Source organism: Devosia sp. LjRoot16, from assembly GCF_964252795.1.
In the GTDB taxonomy this organism is placed as follows: domain Bacteria; phylum Pseudomonadota; class Alphaproteobacteria; order Rhizobiales; family Devosiaceae; genus Devosia_A.
Genome location: NZ_CAXUPH020000005.1, coordinates 399,941 through 424,143, shown reverse-complemented (window position 1 = coordinate 424,143; position 24,203 = coordinate 399,941). Strand labels below are relative to the sequence as shown.

Annotated in this window: 19 protein-coding genes and 2 tRNA genes; 5 read left to right on the top strand and 16 right to left on the bottom strand. The window is 63.9% G+C overall.

The genetic code is table 11. The features are described 5' to 3' along the window. Positions 1–183: 183 nt before the first annotated feature. Together ACSQ23_RS23370 and ACSQ23_RS23365 are read left to right on the top strand one after the other, a co-directional pair. The gene (locus ACSQ23_RS23370; protein ID WP_436092075.1) at positions 184–1,899 is read left to right on the top strand and encodes a long-chain-fatty-acid--CoA ligase; all 1,716 of its coding nucleotides are present in this window, start codon (positions 184–186) and stop codon (positions 1,897–1,899) included. Further along, a complete protein-coding gene (locus ACSQ23_RS23365) occupies positions 1,886–2,275 on the top strand; it encodes a MerR family transcriptional regulator (protein WP_055882993.1) in 390 nt (129 codons plus the stop codon). The genes ACSQ23_RS23370 and ACSQ23_RS23365 overlap by 14 nt, the downstream gene beginning before the upstream one ends. Before the next feature lie 216 nt (positions 2,276–2,491). Here ACSQ23_RS23365 and ACSQ23_RS23360 read toward each other — a convergent pair whose 3' ends face one another. The 3 genes from ACSQ23_RS23360 to ACSQ23_RS23350 are packed head-to-tail and all read right to left on the bottom strand — an operon-like array spanning position 2,492 to position 5,354. Further along, positions 2,492–2,746 carry a UvrB/UvrC motif-containing protein gene (locus tag ACSQ23_RS23360; RefSeq protein WP_082528304.1) on the bottom strand — a complete coding sequence of 85 codons (255 nt, stop codon included), beginning with the start codon at positions 2,744–2,746 and terminating at the stop codon, positions 2,492–2,494. A gap of 8 nt (positions 2,747–2,754) precedes the next feature. Then, on the bottom strand, positions 2,755–4,332 hold the full coding sequence (locus ACSQ23_RS23355; protein ID WP_055882991.1) for a cisplatin damage response ATP-dependent DNA ligase: 1,578 nt from the start codon (positions 4,330–4,332) through the stop codon (positions 2,755–2,757). After that, complete coding sequence (locus ACSQ23_RS23350; protein WP_055882990.1) at positions 4,329–5,354, bottom strand: ligase-associated DNA damage response exonuclease; 1,026 nt, start codon at positions 5,352–5,354, stop codon at positions 4,329–4,331. Before ACSQ23_RS23350 ends, ACSQ23_RS23355 begins: the two co-directional genes overlap by 4 nt. A 111-nt stretch (positions 5,355–5,465) precedes the next feature. Here ACSQ23_RS23350 and ACSQ23_RS23345 point away from each other — a divergent pair, with 111 nt between their 5' ends. Further along, a complete protein-coding gene (locus ACSQ23_RS23345; RefSeq protein ID WP_055882988.1) occupies positions 5,466–5,975 on the top strand; it encodes a Crp/Fnr family transcriptional regulator in 510 nt (169 codons plus the stop codon). 151 nt (positions 5,976–6,126) lie between these two features. On the opposite strand, the gene ACSQ23_RS23340 is transcribed toward ACSQ23_RS23345, so the two are convergent. From ACSQ23_RS23340 to cpdR, 12 genes are all read right to left on the bottom strand, one after another. Continuing rightward, on the bottom strand, positions 6,127–9,045 hold the full coding sequence (locus ACSQ23_RS23340; protein ID WP_055882986.1) for an insulinase family protein: 2,919 nt from the start codon (positions 9,043–9,045) through the stop codon (positions 6,127–6,129). Positions 9,046–9,300: 255 nt separating this feature from the next. Beyond that, positions 9,301–10,281 (bottom strand): aldo/keto reductase, encoded by a 981-nt coding sequence (locus ACSQ23_RS23335; protein WP_055883311.1) that lies wholly within the window; start codon positions 10,279–10,281, stop codon positions 9,301–9,303. A gap of 25 nt (positions 10,282–10,306) precedes the next feature. Next, positions 10,307–12,007: an ABC transporter ATP-binding protein gene (locus ACSQ23_RS23330; protein ID WP_055882984.1), complete on the bottom strand. Its 1,701-nt coding sequence runs from the start codon at positions 12,005–12,007 to the stop codon at positions 10,307–10,309. A gap of 267 nt (positions 12,008–12,274) precedes the next feature. Then, on the bottom strand, positions 12,275–13,870 hold the full coding sequence (locus ACSQ23_RS23325; protein ID WP_436092074.1) for a peptide chain release factor 3: 1,596 nt from the start codon (positions 13,868–13,870) through the stop codon (positions 12,275–12,277). 112 nt (positions 13,871–13,982) lie between these two features. After that, positions 13,983–14,588, bottom strand: coding sequence for an outer membrane protein (locus ACSQ23_RS23320; protein WP_055999495.1), 606 nt, complete (start codon positions 14,586–14,588; stop codon positions 13,983–13,985). Positions 14,589–14,779: 191 nt separating this feature from the next. Then, positions 14,780–15,439 carry an outer membrane protein gene (locus ACSQ23_RS23315; protein WP_055999492.1) on the bottom strand — a complete coding sequence of 220 codons (660 nt, stop codon included), beginning with the start codon at positions 15,437–15,439 and terminating at the stop codon, positions 14,780–14,782. Between the two features lie 1,083 nt (positions 15,440–16,522). Then, positions 16,523–17,200 carry an outer membrane protein gene (locus tag ACSQ23_RS23310; protein WP_055882977.1) on the bottom strand — a complete coding sequence of 226 codons (678 nt, stop codon included), beginning with the start codon at positions 17,198–17,200 and terminating at the stop codon, positions 16,523–16,525. Positions 17,201–17,506: 306 nt separating this feature from the next. Next, positions 17,507–18,175 carry an outer membrane protein gene (locus ACSQ23_RS23305; RefSeq protein WP_055882975.1) on the bottom strand — a complete coding sequence of 223 codons (669 nt, stop codon included), beginning with the start codon at positions 18,173–18,175 and terminating at the stop codon, positions 17,507–17,509. A gap of 234 nt (positions 18,176–18,409) precedes the next feature. Continuing rightward, the gene (locus ACSQ23_RS23300) at positions 18,410–19,105 is read right to left on the bottom strand and encodes an outer membrane protein (protein ID WP_055882973.1); all 696 of its coding nucleotides are present in this window, start codon (positions 19,103–19,105) and stop codon (positions 18,410–18,412) included. A 411-nt stretch (positions 19,106–19,516) separates the two neighbouring features. Beyond that, positions 19,517–19,591: transfer RNA gene (locus tag ACSQ23_RS23295), tRNA-Val, on the bottom strand. Positions 19,592–19,704: 113 nt separating this feature from the next. Beyond that, a tRNA-Val gene (locus ACSQ23_RS23290) sits at positions 19,705–19,779 on the bottom strand. A 191-nt stretch (positions 19,780–19,970) separates the two neighbouring features. Then, positions 19,971–20,333 (bottom strand): cell cycle two-component system response regulator CpdR, encoded by a 363-nt coding sequence (cpdR, locus tag ACSQ23_RS23285; protein ID WP_211200049.1) that lies wholly within the window; start codon positions 20,331–20,333, stop codon positions 19,971–19,973. A gap of 190 nt (positions 20,334–20,523) precedes the next feature. Between cpdR and ACSQ23_RS23280 the strand changes: the two genes are divergently transcribed. Together ACSQ23_RS23280 and hisN are read left to right on the top strand one after the other, a co-directional pair. Next, positions 20,524–21,420, top strand: a complete 897-nt coding sequence (locus ACSQ23_RS23280; protein WP_248310570.1) for an N-formylglutamate amidohydrolase — start codon at positions 20,524–20,526, stop codon at positions 21,418–21,420. Between the two features lie 468 nt (positions 21,421–21,888). Further along, positions 21,889–22,716, top strand: a complete 828-nt coding sequence (gene hisN, locus ACSQ23_RS23275) for a histidinol-phosphatase (protein ID WP_055882969.1) — start codon at positions 21,889–21,891, stop codon at positions 22,714–22,716. 142 nt (positions 22,717–22,858) lie between these two features. On the opposite strand, the gene ACSQ23_RS23270 is transcribed toward hisN, so the two are convergent. Continuing rightward, positions 22,859–23,833, bottom strand: a complete 975-nt coding sequence (locus ACSQ23_RS23270; protein ID WP_055882968.1) for an alpha/beta fold hydrolase — start codon at positions 23,831–23,833, stop codon at positions 22,859–22,861. Positions 23,834–24,203 lie beyond the last annotated feature (370 nt).

The window sequence follows — 24,203 nt, the reverse complement described above, 5'->3', positions numbered from 1 at the left end:
TAAAATAGCAACGGTTGACGTATACGTCAACCGATGGACCTTAGCTGTATGGCGCAACAGCCATCACGTTTCCCTGCCCGCCTCAACTGGATTGCTCACCGAGCTACGTCGTTGGTTTGACGCTAACGTCAATTGGTGGGATATTTCCCAATAACGGGCGCCAAAAGCCTGAGGAGGAAGAAGATGGCCAACACCACGGCGGGCGCCACGCGCCCGTGGACCGAGCACTATCCCCCGGGCATTTCCTGGGATGTGCCGATTGACACCACCCCGGTGCACGAGACGATTCTCGCCACCTGCGCCCGCACCCCGGATGCCGATGCGCTGGATTTCCTCGGCAAGAAAACCCGCTTCGGCGAGCTCGCTCGGCTGATCAACGCTTTTGCCGGCGCGCTGCAGAGCGAACTGGGGGTCAAGAAGGGCACCCGCGTCGCGCTGCTCTTGCCCAACACGCCGTTCTACGTCATCGCCTATTACGCCGTGCTGCGGATCGGCGGCATCGTGGTCAACTGCAACCCGCTCTATACGGTCAAGGAACTGAGCCACATCGTCGGCAATTCCGGCGCCGAACTGATGGTAACGCTCGACCTGAAGCTCTTGTTCGACAAGGCCGAGGAGCTGGTCGACGCCGGCCACGTCAAAAAACTCATCGTCTGCCATTTCCCCGATGCCCTGCCGGGCGTGAAGAAGCTGCTCTACAGCCTCGCCAAGGCCAGGGACATGAGCAAGCCGGACAAGAGCCGGATCGCCGCCAAGGTGGTGCATTTCGACAAGCTCATCGACCGCAAGCTGAGCCCGTCGCCGGTGCCGATCGATGCGGCAAAGGACGTGGCGGTACAGCAATATACCGGTGGCACCACCGGGCTGCCCAAGGGCGCCATGCTGAGCCATGCCAGCATTGCGGCCAATCTCAGCCAGATCGACCATTGGGCGCTGGGCTTGTTCAGGGCGCCATCGCGCACCGTCGCGGTGCTGCCGTTCTTCCACATCTTCTCGATGACCGCCTGCCTCAACACGCCGCTGGCGGCGGGTGGCCAGGTGGTGATGCTGCCACGCTTCGAGCTCAAGGCCTTTCTCGACCTGATGAGCCGCACCGGCGCCAACATTCTGGTGGCCGTGCCGACGCTGGTGCAGGCGCTCTCCAAAGCCGGCGACAAGGCCAAGCCGCACTTGGTCTCGGTCGAGGTGACCGTTTCGGGCGGCGCGCCGCTGTCGGACGAAGTGCGCCACAACTGGAGCAAGGTGTCGAACTCCCTGCTCGCCGAAGGTTACGGGCTGACCGAAGCCTCGCCGGTGGTGTGCTGCGCGGCGCTCCGCGTGCCGTCCAAGCCCCTGTCGATCGGTCAGCCGCTGCCCGGCACCGACATCCGTTTCGTCAACATCGAAACCGGCGAGACGGTGCCGCTGGGTGAGCGCGGCGAGCTGCAGGTGAAGGGCCCGCAGGTGATGCTCGGCTATTACAACAACCCCGAGGCGACCAAAGATGCCTTCATGGACGGGTGGCTGCGCACCGGCGACGTCGGCTATGTCGACAGCGATGGCTACGTCTTCCTCGTCGACCGTATCAAGGACCTGATCATCTGCTCCGGCTTCAACGTCTATCCGCGCACTATCGAAGAAGCGATGCTGCACCACCCGGCGGTGGACGAGGTCAACGTCATCGGCGTGCCCGACGAGTATCGCGGCGAAGCACCGGTCGCCTTCGTCAAGCTGAAGCCGGACCAGCAGGCCACCGAAGCCGAACTCAAGAAATTCCTTGCCGAAACGCTCAACAAGATCGAGATGCCCAAGGAAATCATCTTCAAGGACCAGCTGCCCAAGACGCTGATCGGCAAGCTGAGCAAGAAGGAGCTGCGCGAGGAATACGCCCAGCGCAAGAACAAGCATGAACCGGCCTGAATCCGAAAACCGCGATCTGTTCGCCATCGCCGACCTCAGCCAGGAGTTCGGCATCTCGACCCGCGCCATCCGCTTCTACGAGGCCAAGGGTCTGCTCAACCCCGAACGGGTCGGCGGCACCCGTGTGTTCCGCCGCCGCGACCGCGCCCGGCTGATCCTGATCCTGCGCGGCAAGCGGCTGGGATTCTCGCTGCGCGACATCTCGGACTATCTGAGCCTTTACGACGCGCAATCGCAGACCGCCCAGACCAAGCTCCTGGTCGCCAAGGTGGACGAGCGGCTGCATCTGCTCGAGCGGCAGAAGGCCGATCTCGAGACGACGATCGGCGAACTCAGGGAGATCCGCAAGCTGGCAGGGGAGCGGGTCGGGGCTTAGGTTGTTAGAGGATTGAGTTGCACCGGCGAAGCTGGTGGACTTGATCCTTGCCTACCCACCGGCTGTCATCCCGGCGAAAGCTGGGACCCAACTCGCCACCTGTGCCAGCGGATAGATGGGTCCCACCTTTCGCTGGGATGACATCGTGGGTGCGGTGATCGCAGCGCGTCGGCTCGACCACCGCGCACGTAAGCCCCCAAGGGAGAGGTGAAGAAGCTACCGCTTCCGTGGCTTCACATTGGTCATCAGGTCCGGCTTCTTCGGCCGCTTCCAGCCTTTGGGTGGCTCGACCACCGGGACTTGCGTGCCCAAGCCCATTTCGCCCGGTGGCGGCTGGCGCACCGCGCCGCCTTTGAGCGCCGCGATCTCGTCGCGCAGCCGCGCCGCCTTCTCGAAATCCTCGCGGGTAACGGCGGCGAGCATTTCGCCTTCGAGCGCGATGATCTTTCTTTCGATGGCGGCGAGCGACATGTCCGGCCTCAGCTGGCGGTCAAGAAAATCTGCATTTCGTCGAGCGTTGCGGCCTCGCTGGCCGGTTTGTCCCACCTTATCCGGTTGATGCGGGGGAAGCGAAGCGCGATGCCGGATTTGTGCCGGCCCGATTGCTGCGCGCTGTCGAACGCCACCTCGAACACCAGCTCCTTCGACACCTCGCGCACCGGTCCGAAGCTCGCGACGGTGTTGTTGCGCACCCACTTGTCGAGCTGTTTCAGCTCCTCGTCGGTAAAGCCGAAATAGGCTTTGCCGATCGGCACGATCTCGTTGCCCTTCCAAACGCCGAACGTGTAGTCCGAATAGAATGACGAGCGCTTGCCGTGGCCGCGCTGTGCGTACATCAGGATGGCGTCGACCACGTTCGGGTCGCGCTTCCACTTGTACCAAAAACCCTTGGGCCGGCCCGGCAGGTAGGGCGCGCTTCTCAGCTTCACCATGACCCCTTCATGCCCCTGTTCCGCCGCGCCACGGCGACGGATCTCGGCGAGGTCGTCCCAGTCGCGATAAGTGAGCACCGGCGAGAGGTCGAGGCGGGTCTGCGGGTACGTCTCGAACCACGTCTCGAGGTGCTGGCGCCGCTCGGTCCAGGGCAGCGCCCGAATATCCTCGTTGCCGTCGAACAGCATGTCGTAGACCCGGATGAAACCCGGGTAATCGGCGAGGTGCTTGGCCGTCGCCACCTTGCGATTGAGCCGCTGCTGCAGGTCGTTGAACGGCAGCGGCTCGAAACCCGGGCCGACCAGCAGCTCCCCATCGAGCACGGCGTCGCCGAAGACGCTCTCGGTCACGTCGGGGAAGGCGGCGGCGATATCGTCGCCGGTACGCGAGAACAGCGACACCCTGCCCTTCGACGCAATCAGCTGCACCCGGATCCCGTCCCATTTCCACTCGGCGACGAAGTCGGCCGGATCGAGCTTTTCGAGATCCTTGCCCTCATCGATCGGGTTTGAAAGCATCAGCGGGTGGAAGCGCGCCGTGTGATCGATATCGGGCCGCTCGGCCTTGCCGCTCAGCCAGTCGAACAGGTCGGTGTAGGGCACGGTGAGGCCGTTCCACACCTCCTCGATCTCCTGCAGGTCCTTGCCGCTCATCTCGGCCAATGCGGTCTTGGCCAACCGTGCATTGACGCCAATGCGCAGCGCGCCGGTGGCGAACTTCACCAGCGCCCAGCGCTCGTTGATGGAAGCGCGGGTAAGCAGCGAACCGATCAGCCGCGGCAGTTCGGACTTGCTGGTCATATTGAACAGTTCGACCAGGTCCGAGAGCGAGGGCAGCGGCTCGGTCCCGCCATGATGCGGCCAGATCAGCGCGATGGTTTCGCCGAGATCGCCGACATAATCGTAGCTGAGCGCGAACAGATGCGGGTCGACCTCGGCGAGCACGACATCGCGCAGGATCGCCGGTTTGACGTTCTTGAAGCTCAGCGCGCCGGTGAGGATGGCAAGCGCGAAACCGCGGTCTGGGTCCGGCGTCTCGGCAAAATACTGGGTCAGCGCCTCGAGCTTGCGGTTGCGCGACGGGGTGAGCGCCAGAAGCTCCATCAGTTGAGCAAAGCGCCTCACTCTTCGAGCTCTCCCTGCGCGTCCGGTTCGCCCTCTTCGCCCTCCTCGAACGCCTGGATGTTGAGCGGCTCGGCCTCGAGCCCCTGCTGCCGGCAATGATAGACCAGCGCATCCTCGCGCCCATGCGTGACCCAGACCTTGCCGGCTTTGGTTTCGGCAATGGTCTGGCGCAGCTCGTTCCAGTCGGCATGGTCGGAGATCACCAGCGGCAGCTCGACCCCGGATTGCCGGGCCCGTTGCTTGACGCTCATCCAGCCCGAGGCGACGGCCAGCACCGGATCGGGCAATCGCCGGCTCCAGCGATCCTTGATGGCGGAGGGCGGCGCGATGACGATCTGCCCGGCGAGCTCGGCCTTACTGGTGCCGAGCGTCGGCTTCAGTTCGCCGAGCGGGATACCGCGGGCGATGTAGAGTTCGCAGAGCCGGATCATCGCCCCGTGCAGGTAGATTGGCGCGTCGCAGCCGGCGTCGCGCAGCAGCGCGATGACCCGCTGCGCCTTGCCCAGCGCGTAGCAGCCGATGACATGAGCTCGATCCGGAAAGGCAGCGGCAGAGCGCAGCAGCCGGCCGATCTCATCCAGCGGATCGGGGTGCTGGAACACCGGCAGGCCGAACGTCGCCTCGGTGACCAGCAGGTCGCACTCGGCCAGCTCGAACGGCTGCGCCGTCCGATCCGGCAGCCGCTTATAGTCGCCGGTGACGACGATGCGCTGGCCCTGGTGCTCCATCAGCACCTGCGCCGAGCCGAGGATGTGGCCGGCCGGCTTCAGCGTGATGGTGACGTCGTCGACCTGCAACGGCGTATCGAACTCGAGTGGCTGGAACTGGCCAGCCGAGTCTTCGCCATAGCGGGCTTTCATGATGGCGATAGTGTCGGGCGTCGCCAGCACCGCCCCATGCCCCGAGCGGGCGTGATCGGCATGGCCATGGGTAACGATCGCCCGGGCCCGGGGCACCGGGGGATCGATATAGGCGTCGATGGGGCGGACGTAGAGGTCGCGATCGAGGAACGGGGAAGCCATTGGACTAAAGTACTTCCTCCAATCCGGAACGACGCAGGAAAATCAACGGCGGAACCCTATCCCGGTTGCATTTCACCGAATAGGCTGCGCTGACAATCAACGGAGCCGATAATGGAGAGCCTGCTCGAACTGGCCGCAGCCCAGCCGACGCGCGCATTGGCGCCGGGCGAAATACTGATCGCGCAGGGCCGTGAGGGCGGTGATCTATTTGTGCTCGAAAGCGGACAACTGCTGGTCGAACGCGACGGCGTTACCATCGCCAGCATCTCGTCGCCGAACTCGGTGGTCGGTGAGATGTCGGTGGTGCTCGGTACGCCCAACAGCGCGACGGTGCGGGCCGACGGCAACGCCACCGTCCGCGTCATCATGGATGCCCGCAAGTACCTCGAGCAGGACCAGGCGATGACCTTCCGCCTCGCCTGGCTGATGGCGAGCCGGCTCGATGCCACCTCCGCCTACCTTGTGGAGCTGAGCCGGCAGCATAGCGGCAAGGCCGAGCAGAACATGCTCGGCAAGATCCTCTCCGCCCTGCACCTGCAGGCCGACGACAACACCTACAGGACTATCGCCCGCACCGACATGTTCGGCACCGACGACACCGGCGGGGCGTACAAGGACTGAAGGCCTCGTAGAGGCCGCGATGTCACCAACCCACAGATGTCATCCCAGCGAAAGCTGGGACCCATTCTTCCGCTGGCGCGGGCTGCGAGTTGGGTCCCAGCTTCCGCTGGGATCACATCGAGGGTGGGAGCGAATCTTCCTCCCAAACGAACTACAGAACCTTCGTCACCTTGAGGAAATTCCCGCGCTCGTCGTTGGCCGCCTTGATCGCCTTCTCCGACCCGAGCACCACCACCTGGCCGCTGCGGGCAACCTGATCCAGCGCCTCGCCAAGCGCCTTGAAGTCTCGGCTGGAGGCGCCGAGGATTTCCTCGCGGCGCTTCTGGCGGGCGTCTTCACTGTCGCCGGTGAGTTCCCAGACCAGCGCGGTGAAGCCTTTGGCGTCGGGCAGCCGGTAGGTGTCGACTGAGCCGATGACGCCGATCACCGAGCGCACCAGATCCTGCTCCCCTACCCCGCCTTTGAGGAAGGTCGAGGCCTTGTCGTAGACATCGATGGTGTCGACGAGGTTCGGATCGCGATACGAAGTGAAGGCGAAGGTGCCGGCGAATGGATCGAGCCCGGACGACCCGCCATAGGCGCCGCCCTGCACCCGCACCTTGTCCCACAGATATGTGGTGTTGAGGTGCTTGATGGCGACTGCGGTGCCGCCGGTGGGCTCGAACCCGAGCGCCTTGAGGTTGGCGCCCTTGGCCACGTAATTGACCTGGCCGGGGAAGGTCAGGCCTTCCGATTGCGGACCGGCGACGAACCCCCAACCTTCAGTCGAGGGGCCAGCACCAGCCGGCAAAGCCGCGATGAACGTCGCCAGTTCCGGCTTCAGCGCCGCGATGGCAAAACTGTCGGCGGTGACGTTGACGATCATCCCGGTACGGCCGATCAGCAGCGTACGGATCTCCTCGAGCGCCGCCTGCACCGCCGGCCAGTTGCCGTCGATCTGTGCCGCCAGATCCTTGAGGAAGAAATAGTGGCTGACGCCGCCGAGCTTCTCGTTGAGCCAGTCGGCCTCGCTGAACCCGGCGCGCACCCGCATCGACACGATGCCGTTGCCCATGCCGGCCAGCGAGCTTTCGAAGCCAGCCTTCGACTCCAGCACCATCTGGCGGATGCGCTCGCGGTTGTCGAGCCGCGCGTCGGTCAGCACGTCGCGCATGATCGACAGCATGTCGCCGACATGATCCGGCGTCGCCTTGCCGCGGACGAACATCCAGGCCGCGGTGCCCACCCCGTCGCGACGGGTCGAGTTCCAGCGGCTGGCGCCGACGCCGCCGGTGGTGCGACCGATGCGCTGGGTCAGAGAGACGAAATCTTCGCTGCCGGTGCCGGTCTGGGTCAGCGCCCGGGTGAACAGCGGCAGGTAGGGCAACAGCCGCCCCGGCAGCGCCGTGAGGTTGAAGCCGAGATCGAGATAGACCACGCCATTGGTCGGCAGGTCGTGGCTGAACAGCGTGACGCCTTCGAGCTCTTCCTTGGCGATCGGGATCGCCTTGTTGGCGCGCGGCAGGTCCTCGAGTGTCAGCGTCGGGATCCTGGCCAGCGCCTCCGGCGCATCGACCTCGTTCTGCAATTCCTTGAGGTGGCGGGTCTGCTCGGCCACCTCAGCGATGCCGGCGGCATCGAGCGACTGCTGCGCCCTGTCGAGCCGCGCCCGCTCCTCGGCGGCTTCCGCTGCCGCCTTGTTGGGGTCGGCGGTGAGCAGCACGGTGGAGCGGTGCTTGTTGTCGAGGATGTGGGTCTTGATCAGCCGTTCGAACACCGGCTCGCCGGCGGCGAGCCTGGCCTTGATCGCGGCGAGCGGCACCTCGAAGCTCAGCGGCTCCAGCGGGTCGCCGCCATAGAGCCAGGTGCCCATGGCGCGGAACATCAGCGCGATGCCGCGCGGGAACGAGCCGGTATTGTTCTCCCTGAGCCCGAACTCGGTGGTGTTCATGGCCGCTTCGATGGTCTTGGGGTCGATCCCCTCGGCGCTGAGCTGCTCGAGCGTCGAGATGATCAGCTGCTCGACCTTATCGCCGGCATCGTCCTCGATGCCCTTGAGCCCGAAGGTGAAATAGGGTTGGCGGATACCATCGGCGAGGCCCGAGCCGGTCAGGCCTTCGCCGAGCCCGGAATCGATCATCGCCTTCCGCAGCGGCGCGGCGGAGGTGCCGACCAGCACGGACTCGAGCACGTTGAGCGACAGTGCCAGTTCAGGGTCGGTGATCTCGTCGAGCATCCAGTTGACCGACACCATGGCGGTCTTCTTGCCGGCCTCGGCTTCGCTCGCGGCATAGGTCTCGTGCAGCGACCGCGGCGCGCTCCAGCGTGGCTGGATAGCGATTTCGGCCTTGGGGTCGATGCGCTCGAACTGGCTGAAATACTCCTCGAGGATGGCGAGGCGCTGCGCCGGATCGTCATCGCCGTAGAATACGACGCGCGAGTTGGACGGGTGATAGTACTTCGAATGGAAGTTCTTGAAATGTTCGTAGGTGAGGTCGGGGATGGCCTTCGGGTCGCCACCCGAATTCACCCCGTAGGTGGTGTCGGGGTAAAGCGACAGCTGGCTGACCTTACCCAGCACCGCGGCAGCGGAGGAATAGGCGCCCTTCATCTCGTTGAACACCACACCCTTGTAGACCATCGGCCCCTGGGTGGAATCGAGCTCGTAGTGCCAGCCTTCCTGCCGGAACGTGTCCTCGCTGATCAGCGGGAAATACACCGCGTCGAGATAGACATCGACCAGGTTGTAGAAATCCTTGAGGTTCTGCGACGCCACCGGATAGGCGGTCTTGTCGGAGAAGGTCATGGCGTTGAGGAAGGTGTGGAGCGAGCCCTTCAGCAGCTCCACGAACGGCTTCTTCACTGGGTACTTGCGGGAACCGCACAGCACCGAATGCTCGAGAATATGTGCGACGCCGGTCGAATCCTCCGGCGGGGTCTTCAGCGTCACGCCGAACACCTTGTTCTCATCGTCATTGATGAGGCTCAGCACCTCCGCCCCGGTCCGCTTGTGCCGATAGAGCTTGGCCAGCGAACTGATCTCCCCGATCTGCTGCTCGCGGACGAGTTCGAAGGCGGGATGTTCGGACATGGGGGTACTCAAGGTGGTGGGAGGGTGCGGCTAACTTAGGCAGCGGCGGCACTGGATGGAAGGGGGGCTAGGCGGATGGGGAGGTGGGAGGCTCGCGCAGACACCGGTGTGGGCTGCCCCCACCCCTGTCCCCTCCCCGCAAGGGGGAGGGTGACCAAAACACTGAGGCCGGTGTAGGCGTCTCCCTCCCCCTTGCGGGGAGGGGACAGGGGTGGGGGTCCACAGCCACCGGCACAGCCCCCCTGGCAACGCGTCCTAGATCCGCCCACGGATCTCCGGTCGCACCTTGTCCTGGTACCAGCCCGCCAGTTCCTCGGCCAAGGCCGGTTCCACCGGCTCGCGCTTGGTCGCGTCGACATTGGCGCGCAACTGGTCCGGCCGCGTCACGCCGGCGATGATCGTCGATACTGCCGGCTGGTCGAGGATCCAGCGTAGCGCGAACTGGCTGAGCGGGATGCCCGAAGGCACCATCTGCTTGAGCTGTTCGGCAAAGCCGACACCCTTGTCGAACGGCAGGCCGGAAAAGGTCTCGCCGACGTTGAACTTCTCGCCGTTGGCGTTGAAGTTGCGGTGGTCGCTATCGGCGAACTTGGTGTCCTTGTTCCACTTGCCCGAGAGCAGGCCCGAGGCGAGCGGCAGCCGGACGATGATGCCGACATTGCGCTTGGTGGCAGTCGGGAACACCTCGGTGATGTAGTCCTGCCGGAACAGGTTGAAGATGATCTGCAGCGTCGTGCAGCCATCCGACTTCATCGCCAGCAGCGCCTCCTCGACATTCTCGACGCTGGCGCCCCAGTTCCGCATCATCCCGGCATCGCGCAGGTCATCCATGATGGTGAAGACTTCGCCGTCGCGCAGCACGTCGGTGGGGATGGTGTGAAGCTGCGCCAGGTCGAGCGTCTCGACGCCGAGCCGCTTCAGGGAGCCGGCTAGGCTCTCCTTGATGTTCTTCTTGTTGTAGCCGGTCTTGTTGGGGAAGATCTCGCCGTTGCGCCCGAGCTTGGTGGCAACGAACACGCCCTTCTTGTCCTTGAACTCGCCGATCCGCCGCTCCGACTGCCCGCCGCCATAGACGTCGGCGGTATCCCAGAAATTCACCTCGACATTGCGCGCCGTCTTCAGGATTTCAGCCGCCGTCTCGTCGTTGAGCGAACCGAAGCTCTCGCCCAACTGCCAGGTGCCAAGCCCGATCTCCGAAACTTCGTAACCGGTCTTGCCGAGTTTGCGCCTATCCATGAAATCCACTCCCTGTTCACGTGCCTCAGATAGCCGGGCCGGCGACGCCCTGCAAAGCGCTTTCGGCTCTCGGCTTCCTCGCTTTTAGGCGAATGAGAGTGTCGGTCTCTGCTATCACCGCCTTGCGGTGGGTGATGGCGATGATGGTGGTGTCGGCGCTGAGCGTGCGCAGCTCCGCCATGATCCCCGCCTCGGTCGCCTCGTCGAGGGCGGAGCTGGCCTCGTCGAGAAACAGGAACTCCGGGCTGTCGTAGAGCGCGCGGGCGATGGCGATGCGCTGCCGCTCGCCACCCGAGAGCTTCAGCCCGCGCTCGCCCACAGTGGTTTCGAAGCCTTCCGGCAGGCCGGTGATGAACTTGTGGATCGAGGCCAGCCGAGTGGCGCGTTCGAGCCGCGCAGCATCGCGCTCGCGGCCCAGGACGATGTTGGCCGCGAGCGTATCGTTGAGCAGCATCACCTCCTGCGGCACGACACCGATCGCCGCATACCAGCTGGCGCGGCCGACGGTGCTGAGATCAGTGCCGTCGACCGTGATCGTCCCCTGCTCCGGCTCCAGCGCTTTCAGCGCCAGCTTGAATAGCGTCGACTTGCCGGCCCCGGTCGGGCCGGTGATAAAGGTCAGCCGTCCGCGCTCGGCGACAAAGCTCACATCCTCAACCACCGGCGTCTCGCCATAGCGATGGCCGACATGGGCGAACTCCAGCCGGCCCGACCCGACCGCCAGGCGGCCTGCAGCGTCCTGGTCCTCCGGCTCGGCCCACATCCGGGCGAACGGCAGGAAGCCGGAATAAGCGCGCACGATATCGTCGATGGCCGAGCCGATCATCTCGAACGGTTGGTTGAGCTGGATCATCAGGGTATTGATCAGCACGATATCGCCGACGCTGAGCTGGCCGGCCTCGTAACGCGGAATGAGCAGCAGGAAGGTCACCGCCAGCTGCACGGCCAGCGCCGCGCCGAAGCCGAAGGCATAGCTCAGGTGCCTGACGGTCCATTGCCGCCAGGCGCCGCGCACTTCGCCGGCCTTCTTCGCGAAATTGTCGCTGATCCACTTGTCGCCGTTGAAATAGCGCAGCGTTTCCATGGCGTTGATGGCGTTGCCGACAAAGGCCGCATTCTCCTGGTCGGCCTCGATGGCTTTATCGAGAAACGGCCGCGTCCAGCGATTGGCGAAATAGGTGAAGGTGATGAAGGCCGCGCCATAAACGAGGACAATGGCGACGATCTCGAGGTTGATCACCGCGCCCAAGACGCCAACGCCGAGCACGATGCCGAGCAGCGCCGGCAGGAAGACGATGATCCCCAGTTGCACGAAGATGAACAGTGAGCGCTCGCCCTCGGAGCGCGCCTTCTGGATTTCCACCGGATTGTGCTCGATGAAGAACGCCACCTGCTTGTTGAGGATGCGTTCGAAGAAGCTGGTGCCGACGATGAAGTTGAGCCCCTGCGCCACCCCCCAGGCCATGTATTGCGTCGCCTGCGACACCGCGCTCGAAGCACCGCGCAGGATCGCATAGACGACGAACGCCATGACGATGCCCGCGGGCACCAGGTTGGAGTTCAGCTGGTCGATCAGCCGGGAAAACAGGTATGGCGTTGCCACCTGGCCGAGCGCCGCGAGCAGCACCATCAGCGCGATGCCGCCCAGCGCCAACCGGGATTCGCGCCAGAACCGGCCGTAGATGGCGCGAACCGGCGCCGCTATCAGTGCCCACTCGCCCGCCATCAGCCCCTCCCCACTCGCCCGGCGGAGATAGGGCTCGATCATGGAGATCACAAGACGGTGGAATGGTTTGGCTGGAGCCTACGAGGGATGATGGAGGGCACGGGGTTTCCCAACACACCAGGTGTCATCCCAGCGAAAGCTGGGACCCATCCATCAGCTGGCGCAGGGGGCGAGTTGGGTCCCAGCTTTCGCTGGGATGACAGCCGGTGGGTGGGGTCTAGGATCGGGCCCAACCACCGGCCGGTGCAGACCTATCGGCAGACGCGCCTAATGCCGTTCCTTCGTGGTCAGGAACTGCACCTTCGGGTAATCCCGCTCGGCGCGGCCGAGCCACCAGGTGGATTGGGCGAGATAGACCGGGTCGCCATACTTGTCCTCGGCCATCTCCAGCTTGTTGGTGGAGATGAACCGCGCCAGCTCGGCCTTGTCCTCGGAGACGATCCAGCGCGCCAGCTCGAAATTGATCGACTCGAAGCTAATCGGCACGTTGTATTCGGAGTTGATGCGGCTCTGCAGCACTTCGAGCTGCAGCTGCCCCACCACGCCGACGATGTAGTCGGCGCCCACCATGCGGCGGAAGATCTGCGCCACGCCCTCTTCGGCGAGATCGCTCAGCGCCTTGGCCAGCTGCTTGGCCTTCATCGGATCGGTGAGGCGGACGCGGCGGATGATTTCCGGCGCGAAATTCGGGATGCCCGTTACCTTGATGTTGGCGCCCTCGGTGAGGGTGTCACCGACGCTCAGCGCGCCATGGTTGGGTATGCCGACGATATCGCCGGCCACCGCTTCTTCGGCCAGTTCGCGATCGTGTCCGAAAAAGAACATCGGGTTCGATACCGCCATGTCCTTTCCGGTGCGCACGTTCTTCAGCCGCATGCCGCGCTTGAACGTGCCCGAGCTCAGTCGCACGAAGGCAATACGGTCGCGGTGGTTGGCGTCCATGTTCGCCTGCACCTTGAACACGAAGCCCGAAACCTTGGGATCGTCAGGCTCGATCGGCTTGGGTTCGGCCGGCTGCGGCCGCGGCTCGGGCGCCCAGGCGCCGAGCGCCGCCAGCATCTCGGGCACCGAGACCGACTTCAGCGCCGAGCCGAAGATTACCGGCGTCAGGTGGCCGGCGAGGTAGATCTCATGATCGAAGGCCGGGAAGCCGGCCCGCGCCAGCTCGAGATTCTCGAGGCTGGCCATGATCACCGGATCCATGGCGAACTCGTTGTCGCGCGCGAGCTCCTCGACATTGGTGAAGGTCTTCCAGACCTCGCCATTCGGCCGCTTCACCACGCCAGCCGTGAGATCGACAATGCCCTTGAAGTCGACGCCACCACCCAGCGGCCAGACCACCGGCGAGACGTCGAGCGCCAGGGTGGAGGCGATTTCGTCGAGAATCTCCACCGGATCCTTGCCTTCGCGGTCGACCTTGTTGGCAAAGGTGATGATCGGGATGTCGCGCAGCCGGCAGACCTCGAACAGCTTCAGCGTCTGCGCTTCGATGCCCTTGGCGACGTCGATCACCATGATGGCGGCGTCCACCGCGGTGAGCGTGCGGTAGGTATCCTCGGAGAAGTCTGAGTGACCGGGCGTATCGAGCAGATTGAAGGTCAGCCCCAGGTGCTCGAAGGTCATCACCGAGGAGGTGATCGAGATGCCGCGCTGCCGCTCGATCTCCATCCAGTCCGAGCGGGTGGCGCGCTGGTTGGCGCGGTGCCGCACCTGCCCGGCCTGCTGGATGGCGCCCGACGAGGCCAGCAGCTTTTCGGTGAGCGTAGTCTTGCCGGCATCCGGGTGCGAGATGATCGCGAAAGTCCGGCGCGACTGGTAGGGCAGCAGGTTTGCGGCAGGCGCCGTGGCGGTCAGGGCGTTCATCGACGGGCTCGAAGTTCGGAAGGCCGCTACATAGTCGGGTTGTGCCCCGAATGCAAAAAGAGAACGGCCGCCCCGAAGGGCGGCCGTTCAGAATTCTGCCGATACGCGAGGCTTAGAACTTGAAGTTCAAGCCAACGGTGACGGCGTGCGAGGTCAGGCCGAACTCGCCCGGGTACTCGGCGGTGCCGTAGTCCGAGTAACGATACAGCAGGTCGACCGAGATGTTGTCGGCCACGGCGAACTCGACGCCGGCGCCGGCGGTCCAGCCGACATGGGTCTCGTTCACGCCACCGATCTCGCCACCGGCAACCGCCAGACCAGCGGTCAGGTAGGGCAGGAACGAGCCGGCATCGAAGCCGAGACGACCACGCAGCGAAGCGGTCCAGTCAACGGCGAGCGGGTTGCCGTCGTTCTCGGCGTTGGTCCAGGCAACGTCGCCCACCACGCCGAGCACGATGCCATCGGCGACGGTGAAGTTGGCGCCGAGGTTCACGCCGGCCAGCCAGCCGCTGATATCCCACTCGGTACCGACGGTGTTCTCGAAGGTGCCGCCGAGGCCGCCGACAAACGCACCGACATAGAGGCCGTCCCAGTTGCCGCTGGCAACTTCGACCACGCCAGCTGCGGGCTCGTCGATGATCAGGTCAGCCGCCTGGGCGCCCGACACGAGAGCAAGACCGGCAACACCGGAAAGCAGAGCAATTACAAAGCGATTCATGTGAGTCTCCTAGAAGTCCGGAGGCGGATACCTCCAAATCTCGATCAAGGCGATAGGAATTAGGAGTTCGTCCCCACGGAAGACGCACGGGTGTCACCTTGCCGCCACACATGCGGCATCGGAACCTATTGGCGCGCAATAAGAAAGGGCCGCACGAAGCGGCCCTTTCCGAAGCGATATGCCGGTGCGGCTTAGAACTTGAAGTTCACACCCGCCGTGACGGCATGGGTGCTGATATCCAGTTCCGGATTGGTCGGCAGGTCGTAGGTGGCGGTGCCATAGTCCGAGTAGCGGTACTGCAGATCGAGCGAGATCTGGTCGGCAACGGCAACTTCGACACCGGCGCCGGCCGTCCAGCCGAAGTGCATCTGGGTGCTGTCGGTCGGGCCGTTGCTGGCGGTGGCGCCGGCAAAGGCAAGACCCGCGGTCAGGTAGGGCATGAACGCACCGGCGTCGAAACCGGCCTTGCCGCGGAGCGAACCGGTCCAGTTGATGTCGACATCCTGCGACGGCGCCTCGAAGCCACCGATGCCGGCCCAGGCGATGTCGCCGGCGGCGCCGAGCACGAAGCCCTGGGCGACGGTGAAGTTCGCACCGAGGGTAGCACCAGCAGTCCAGCCCGACAGGTCCATGTCATTGCCAAGGATGAACAGGCCCGAATCGTCATTGGCCGAACCCCAGCCATAACCTACGAAGCCGCCGATATAGGCGCCATCCCAGGCGCCGCTGCTGCCCATGTCGACAAAGCCCGGCATGGACGGCTGCTGGACCAAGAGGTCAGCGGCCGAGGCAGCCGAAGCCATGGACAGCACGGCAACGCCCGCCAGCAGAGAGAGAGAAAAACGGTTCATGATGTGCCTCCAAGGTACACGAAGGGAACGGATTACGTGCCCGCATGAATCGACTCCAAGTTGCAAACAATTCCTTTACGCCGCGGTAACCGTCAGGACTTGGTTAACGAATGGTTTGAGCGGAGCCCCGACTGCACCCATCGTGGAACGCGCAGTCGGGACTCCCTCTCCCGCTTGCGGGGGAGGGGGGACCACGCGAAAGCGTGGTGGGAGGGGGTGCCCCACGCACTGAATGTGGGCGGACTTGGCGCAGGACAGAGTTTGTGCCCCCCTCCCACCAGCCTTTCGGCTGGTCCCCCTCCCCCGCAAGCGCAGGGCTATCGCATATGGGGCGCTGACAGTAGTTGGATGGCCCTCTCCCCTTGTGGGAGAAGGCAAGAGGTGCCCAGCGCCGTCATATGCGATAGCCCTGCCCGCAAGCGGGAGAGCAAGGGAGTCCCGACTGCGCCTTTCGGGGCTTAAACATCTGCGAGGCCGAGTCCCGCCCGAGATAGCTCTGGACCTGCCCCTGCCCACCACGGCGCGATGGCTGATGGGTAAAAAGAAAGGGCCGCCCTGAGGCGACCCTTTCCGATTTCGTGGCTTTCGAAGCAGTCATTGCCCTCAAGACACGACAGAAGTCGCGCCGAGGGCGAGGTGCCTTCGATTAGGCCAGAGGCTGCTCCGAGCTAACGGAGACTCCAGGACCCTTCGAAACCGACGATTTCTGATGAGACACTTGGACCACCTCCTTTTGCTGGTTGAACATGACCGCGAAGGTGGGACCGATTTACGGATCTGACAAGGGCAAATGCGCAACAGATGTGAATGAACGGTGACAACTCGCGTCGCGCAGCTGTCGTTTGGCCTTGAGAACTGAAGCAGCCCTTTCGGCGTCCGCTCGCCGCGATCACAGCTGCACGCCCATGTCGGACCTGGATGGCCCGCGACAGGTCGGCAAGGACACGCTCCGCGGGCCGTTGAGCGGCGTTCTCCGGTACGTGCTGGCACGCGCATGTGGGGCGTCCATAAATGCATCAACCCCGCCACGGCTGCGCCGGGCGGGGTCGATTGAGTACGGATCGGCTTGCGCCGAAGCGGAAATCAGAACTTGAAGTTCACGCCCGCCGAGATGGTGTGGGCGGTGAGGCCCAGGTCGGTGTCGCCCGCATCGAGGGTGTAGGTCTGCGAGCCGTAGTCGCTGTAGCGATACAGCAGGTCGATCGAGATGTTGTCGGCAACCGCAAATTCGACGCCCGCACCAACGGTCCAGCCGATGTGAGTCGCATCGTCTTCGACGCCGGGCACGACGGTGTTATCGGTGGCAGTGGCGCCGGCGAAGGCCACACCGGCCGTCAGGTACGGCAGGAAGGCGCCGCCATCAAAGCCGAGACGACCGCGGATGCTGCCGAGCCAGTTCACGTCGTAGGCGATACCATCAACGGTATTCTCGCCGCCAAGATCCGACCAGGCGACGTCGGCAACGATACCGGCGACGATGGCTTCGGAGACGGTGAAATTGGCGCCGACCGCGACGCCGAGCTGCCAACCGGTCAGGTCGTACTCGGTATCGGGAGCAACGAAGTACCCATCGTCGTCATTGACGGTACCCCAGCCGTAGCCGGCAAAGGCGCCGACATACACGCCGTCCCAGTTGCCACCGACGTCGATGACACCGACCGGGGGAGCGGGTTCGCTGATGATGAGATCGGCCGCCTGGACCGAGGAGATGAAGCTCAGAGCGGCAACGCCGGCGAGCAGGGAAACGGCAAAACGATTCATGGGTGGCCTCCAGAAAAGCAACGCCTATAAGATACGCACGTCCTGGGGAAAGAAAACCCGACTCCGCCAGCAACGCACAGCTTAGCCGTAAAGTGTCACCCCCAAGACACAGGTATGGCCTGGGTTCTTAATAACGTTGTAAATCTCTATTTTGACACAATTGCGCCGCGCATGAGGCAGCGCGAGACAATGCTGCGCGATACCGCACCAGGAAACGTCGCATCATCGCAAAATCAAACCCCGCCGCGGCTTGCGCCGGGCGGGGTCGATTTAGATAACCGTTCGGCTCGAGGCCGAAGGCGGAAATCAGAAGCGGAAGTTCACGCCGGCGGTGACCGCATGCGAGGTCAGGCCGAACGACTCGGTCGGCGCAGCGCCGAGCTCGTAGTCCTTCGAACCGTAGTCGGTGTAGCGGTACTGCAGGTCGAGCGACACGTTGTCGGCAACGGCGAACTCGACACCAGCACCAACGGTCCAACCGATGTGGGTCTGGGTGTCTTCGAGAGCGCCGTCGGTCACCGTGGCGTTGGCAAAAGCCACACCGGCGGTCACATACGGCAGGAAGGCGCCACCATCGAAGCCGAGACGGCCGCGGATAGAACCTGCCCAGTCGACGTTGTACGAACTGTCCGCATCGACGTCGCCATTGAGGTCCGTCCAGGCGATGTCGCCAACGATACCGGCAACGATGGCTTCCGAAACGGTGAAGTTGGCGCCGGCGTTAACACCCAGCTGCCAGCCCGTCAGATCGGTCTCGGCGTCGACACCGTTGAGGAAGTAGTTTTCCTCGTCGGTGACGGTGCCCCAGCCGGCGCCGGCGAAAGCACCGATGAAGACGCCGTCCCAGTTGCCGGTGGTCGACACGATGCCGACCGCCGGGGCGGGCTCATCGATGATCAGGTCAGCAGCGAAGGCCGAGGACATCACGGAGACGCCAGCCACACCGGCCAGCAGAGCGATTGCAAAACGATTCATTTAGTCAACTCCTAGAGAGAGGGCCCTCACGTAGCCCCTGTCGCGGGCAAAAGCGACCTCACGTGCTAACAAACTGTTCACGCGCTGCGCCTCCAGAAGAGAGTCGTGCCATTCGCGCCACACCTGTTTCCGGCATGGCGATTTCAAGGCACAACTGAGGAATTTTCGGGGAAAAAGAGACCCCGCCGCGGCTCGCGCCGGGCGGGGTCCTGAACTTTCAGCAGTCAGACTGGCTTAGAAGTTCCAGTGCAGACCGGCCTGGATGGTGTGCGTGCTGAGGTCGATCTCAGGATCGGTACCGGCCGAGAAGTCATAGGTCTGCGCGCCGTAATCGCTATAGCGGTAGAGCAGATCGATCGACAGCTCTTCGCTAACGGCAAACTCGACACCAGCGCCGACGGTCCAGCCAACGTGTGTCGCGTCGGCCTCGATACCACCGAATAGTGGCGAGAAGCGTTCAGCATGGGCGACCGCGAGACCGGCCGTGAGGTAGGGCAGGAAGGCGCCACCGTCGAAGCCAAGACGGCCACGCAGCGAACCCGTCCAGTCGATCGTGTGAGTGGTGCCATCAAAAGCGCCGCCTTCGATTTCACCGCCGATGTCCGCCCACGCGATGTCGCCGACGACACCGATCACGATACCCGAACCAACGGTGGCGTTGAAACCCGCATCAACACCGAGCAGCCAGCCGCTCAGGTCGATATCGTTGCCGCCAACCGGCACGGGGCCGACGCCACCAGCTGCGGTGTGGTCGGCAGTGCCCCAGCCCGCGCCGATGAAACCACCGATAAATGCGCCGTCCCAGCTCCCGCTGACGTCGACGACACCGACTTCAGCCGGTTCTTCAATGATCAGATCCGCGGCGTAGGCCGAGGACATCAGACCAGCAGCGGCCACAGTGGCCAGCAGGATAGTGGTGATGTGCTTCATGATTGCCCTCCAAAAGGTCGAGGCTACCCTCACATGAAATATGGCAGGAATCGAGCCCCCTCATGGAGACAATTGCCACATTGAAGCAACTGTGTTGCAGCGCTGCATCAACTGACGATGTGTAGCACATCAGGATTTCTGCAAGACAAAACATAGTGTTAGCAGCACCGTATGCCGACATCTGCGTAGTGGCTCACGCCGCCGTGATGGGCCCAGGAATTTTGTGGCAAAGCCAAGACAACTGCATTTCGGACGGCGACGACTCTATCCGGTGAGCCGAATCTGTTCATGCAATGGCGATCAACAGATGAGCGTCCGCCACCGACTGATTCCGCGCCTTGAACGTCCTCGGCGAGACCCCCGAAAAGCAAAACCCCCGGCAGCCGATCGGCGCCAGGGGCTTCAATTGGATGGTGGGTGTGACAGGGATTGAACCTGTGACCCCCGCCGTGTGAAGGCGATGCTCTCCCGCTGAGCTACACACCCATCCGTTCGGGTCGTGACCTCAGGTCTGTTAAGACCGTCGTCCGTCGCGACCAAACTGCGGCGCCGATTTCATCGGCATATTCAAGGACTTCGGGAGTCCTTCAAGCGAGGGATGGTGGGTGTAACAGGGATTGAACCTGTGACCCCTACCATGTCAAGGTAGTGCTCTCCCGCTGAGCTATACACCCATCACATCGCTTGTCACGTCGGGCACCGCCCGTCGTTGCGAGCGCGGTAGACCATAAAACCCGCTTGCGGGTCAAGCGTGAATTCCGGGCTGGGGAAACCGCCCGCAAAGTACCCCCGAGACCCCCGCTGCGCGGCACTAGCGGACGACGGGTACCGGGCAATGCCCCCGCCGGGAGGCCTCGCCGCGGGATCAGGCCGCCAGCAGCCGCTCGACCTCGTGCACCAGATCCTTGAGGTGGAAGGGCTTCGACAGCACCGACGCATCCTTGGGGGCTTCCGAGTCGGGGTTGAGCGCCACGGCGGCAAAACCGGTGATGAACATCACCTTGAGATCCGGATCGAGCTCGGTGGCGCGGCGCGCCAGTTCGATCCCGTCCATCTCCGGCATCACGATGTCGCTCAAGAGCAGCGAGAACGGCTCTTCGCGCAGTCGCTCGTACGCCGACCTGCCGTTGTCGAACGAGACCACCTCATAGCCGGCGGTCTTCAACGCGCGGGTGAGGAACTGGCGCATGTCGTTATCGTCTTCGGCGAGCAGAATGCGCTTCATCATGTCCTCTTGGCGCCCCATCGACGGCGTTCTGCCGCGGAACTCTAATGGGTGATGTTTAATGCAAGTTTTCTCGATCGAGAACCCATACGCGGCAAGTGTGAACATGCTGCCTTCGGACTTATGGACATTCGGCAACGCGCGCGGCAAAGTACGGCAATAAGGCAGCGCTGCGGCGCTGAAGGGAGACCCGGTGCAGTCCGACTATTGGGACAGGCCAGCATTCGAAACCATCCGGCCCCGCCGGGTGATGGCGCCACTGGTGTTCAATTCCGCACATTCCGGCCGCGATTACCCCGAGCGCTTCCTTGCGATGACCCGGCTCGACCACCTGTCGATCCGCCAGTCTGAGGATGCCTTTGTCGACGAGTTGTTCCAGCGGGCGCCGCACCTGGGTGCGCCGCTGATCCGGGCGCATTTTCCGCGCGCCTATCTCGATGTGAATCGCGAGCCGTGGGAACTCGACCCCACCATGTTCGTCGAGCCGCTCTCCGAACGCTTCAACACCACCAGCCCGCGTGTCGCCGCCGGGCTCGGCACGCTGGCGCGCGTCGTGGCCGAGAACAAGCCGATCTATAAGGAGCGGCTGACGCTCGACGACGCGCGCATGCGCATCGAGGGCATCTACCAGCCTTACCACGCCACCATGCAGCGGCTGCTGACCGAGGCCTATGGCGCCTTCGGCGTGGCAGTGCTGATCGACTGCCACTCGATGCCGCGGCTGTCGCGCAGCGGCGACCGGCTCGGCCCCGACGTGGTGCTGGGCGATCGCTACGGCACCACCTGCGCCCCGATTCTCGCCGACCTGGCCGAGATGGTGTTTGCCGGCGCCGGGCTGCGGGTGGCGCGCAACCGCCCCTATGCCGGCGGTTTCTGTACCCGCACCTATGGCCGGCCGCAGCACGGCGTGCATGCCCTGCAGATCGAGCTCAGCCGCCACCTCTATATGAACGAGGTGACGCTCGAGAAAAACGCCGGCTTCGGCGCCATGCGGCAACTGGTGGATCGGCTGGTCGCAACGCTGGTGGGGCTCGATTTCGCCATGCTCTCGCCACCTACCCCGGCGCAGGAGAAATACGCGGCGGAGTGAAGGGTGGGCAACGTGGATGCCCCATCCCGATGTCATCCCAGCGAAAGCTGGAATTCATCTCCGCGGTGAGGGCTTCGCCCTCGTCCGCCAGGCTGGCGCAAGCGGCGCGTTAGGTCCCAGCTTTCGCTGGGATGACATCGAGTTTTTGGTACGGCTGGTGCATGGCCCCGAACGTTCGAAGCAAAAAATCGGGCCGCCGGAGCGGCCCAGTCAAGGGAGGAAACGATGACGGCCAGAGTGCGTTGCCTAAGTCGAGGCAAGAGGCTCAAGAGCCGCCCATCCATCATGCAGTTACTGGCGTGAACTGATTTGCGCCCCTCCACAAGGCGGCCGGAAGTCTTCAACAGATAAACTTGCGCCGTTGTTGCAAAAATGAATCACGATCGTCACAAACTATTCGCGCATGTCGACTGAGATCGGCGGCTAGAACACTGGACCAACTCACAAAATCGCGCCGGGAAGGCTGACATGGAAGATACATCTCTTGGCGCGGACCGTCTCGGCGGCCTTACCGCCGACCTGGTGCGCCGCACCTTGCTCGATGCCGCCGAAATCGCCGCAAGCATCACCTTGCCCCGCTTCCGTCAAGGCATCGCCGTGGACAACAAGTGGGCCGTAGGGTTCGATCCGGTCACGGAGGCCGACCGCGAGGCCGAACGCGTCATCCGCGAGTTGATCGGCGCGCGTTTTCCAGACCACGCCATCGTTGGCGAAGAATGGGACGACAAGCCCGGCTCAGCTCCCTTTTCGTGGATCATCGACCCGATTGACGGCACCCGCGCCTTCATCACCGGAGTACCCGTATGGGGTACGCTGGTCGGGCTCACCTTAAAAGGACGTGCGGTCGCCGGCCTGATGGCGCAGCCGTTCACCGGCGAAATCTACCTGAGCCTGCCCGGCGAGGCTGGCTACTATCGCGGTGATCAGCATCTGCCGCTTAGAACCAGCACGGTGACCGAACTGTCGAAAGCCAAGCTGACCACCACCTCGCCCGACCTCTTCCTGCGTCCGGGACGGGACCTTACGCGGCAATGGGACGCCATCAGCTCACAGGTGCTGACCACCCGCTACGGGCTCGATTGCTATGGCTACGCTCTGATGTCGGCCGGCCACATCGATCTGGTGGTCGAGGCCGGGTTGAAGAATGTCGATATCTGCCCACTGATCCCGCTGATCGAGAATGCCGGCGGCGTCATCACCACCTGGGACGGCGGCCCGGCCGAACAAGGCGGCAACTGCGTCGCCGCGGCGACGCCTGAGCTGCACGCAGCGGCCATGGCAGCGCTCAGGGGGTAATGGGCCTTCTAGCTAACCCCAACCACGGTTGTCATCCCTGCGAAAGCAGGGACCCAACTCACGTCCTGCGCCAGGCGTTGGATGGGTCCCAGCTTTCGCTGGGATGACATCGAGTGGGGGAGTGGGCAGTGGCCACCAGACGTCAGGCGCTCTGTTCCGTAATAAACGCGTCGAACGCCGCGAACACCTGGGCGCGGATGGCGTCGTTCTCGACGAACATCTCGTGCCGGGCGCCGGGGATCACCACGTGGCGGCCAGTGCGCATCCTCAAACCCAGCGTCTCGATGGCCGCGGTCGAGACGATCTCGTCGCGGGCCGCCGCCAGCATCAGCACCGGGATGCGGACGGCGCCGGGGAACTGGTCGGTCGCGGCGCCGGCCATCGCCTCGAAAGCGGAGGCGGCCCAGCGGAAGGTCGGGGCGCCGAGCTCCAGTTCCGGACGGGCCTTCAGCACCTCCACCGAGCGGTTGAAGCGCGCAAGATCGGAGGTCAGCGGGTTGCCGGCAAAGCTCTGTTCGGTCTGCGCCTTGTCGCCACGCCGACCGATCGGCAGTCGGGCCAGCCCGAGATTTGAGAGCGTGCCGCAAAGCCGCGCCATGCCGGCCATGCTGAGCGGCTGGCGATCGAGCCCCACCATCGGCGCCGACACAAAGATCCGCTCGAACATCATGCGGTCTCGGATACCGGCATAGAGCGAGGCGAGCCCACCCATCGAATGGCCGACGAGGTAATAGGGCGCGGGGCAATCGGGCAACAGGATCGAGCCATGGAAGGCCTTGAGGTCTTCCCAGTAGTCGTCGAAGCGCCTGACATAGCCGAGCCGCTTGTTGCCGATCAGCCGCTGGCTGCCACCCTGCCCGCGCCAATCGAAGGTGGCGACGGCGAAACCGCGCGACTGGAAGTCGGCGATGGTCTCGAAATATTTCTCGATGAACTCGGTGCGCCCCTGGACCAGGCAGATCGTGCCCTTGGCCGCGCCCTGCCCCTTGGGGAAGGTGGCATAGCGCAGCTGTACCTTGTCGGGCGTAGTGAAGTAGCCGACCCGCGCGCCCTCCGGCACCGGGTTGGACGGCACCACCGCAAGGGTTGGCCCATTGGGGTCGACGATGGCGTTCATGCGCTGCTCCGGACGATAACCCTGTGCATACTGGATTCCCGGGCCGGCGGGAATGATGGGTGATACCCAAGCCCGGAAAACCGAAAAGCCAGCGCCTCGGTTGAGACACTGGCTTTCCTGTGATGGCCGCCTTGCGGGGGGCGGGTGAAGGCGGCTCATTCGGTGTGCCCTGCAGCAGACAGTAAGCACAGTCCCGCTTATAGGAGCCGCTGCCTGAACCGCCTTTGATCGCCACATTCATCTTCGGTTCATCGACCTTGAACCGGGGTCTTGAACCCTGGCCGATGCTCCCTAAATCAATGCTGTCCGCCGGGAACTCCCGGGGATCGGGAACCCGGGAATGCCTGCTTGCCCAATTGGGGAGCGCGCA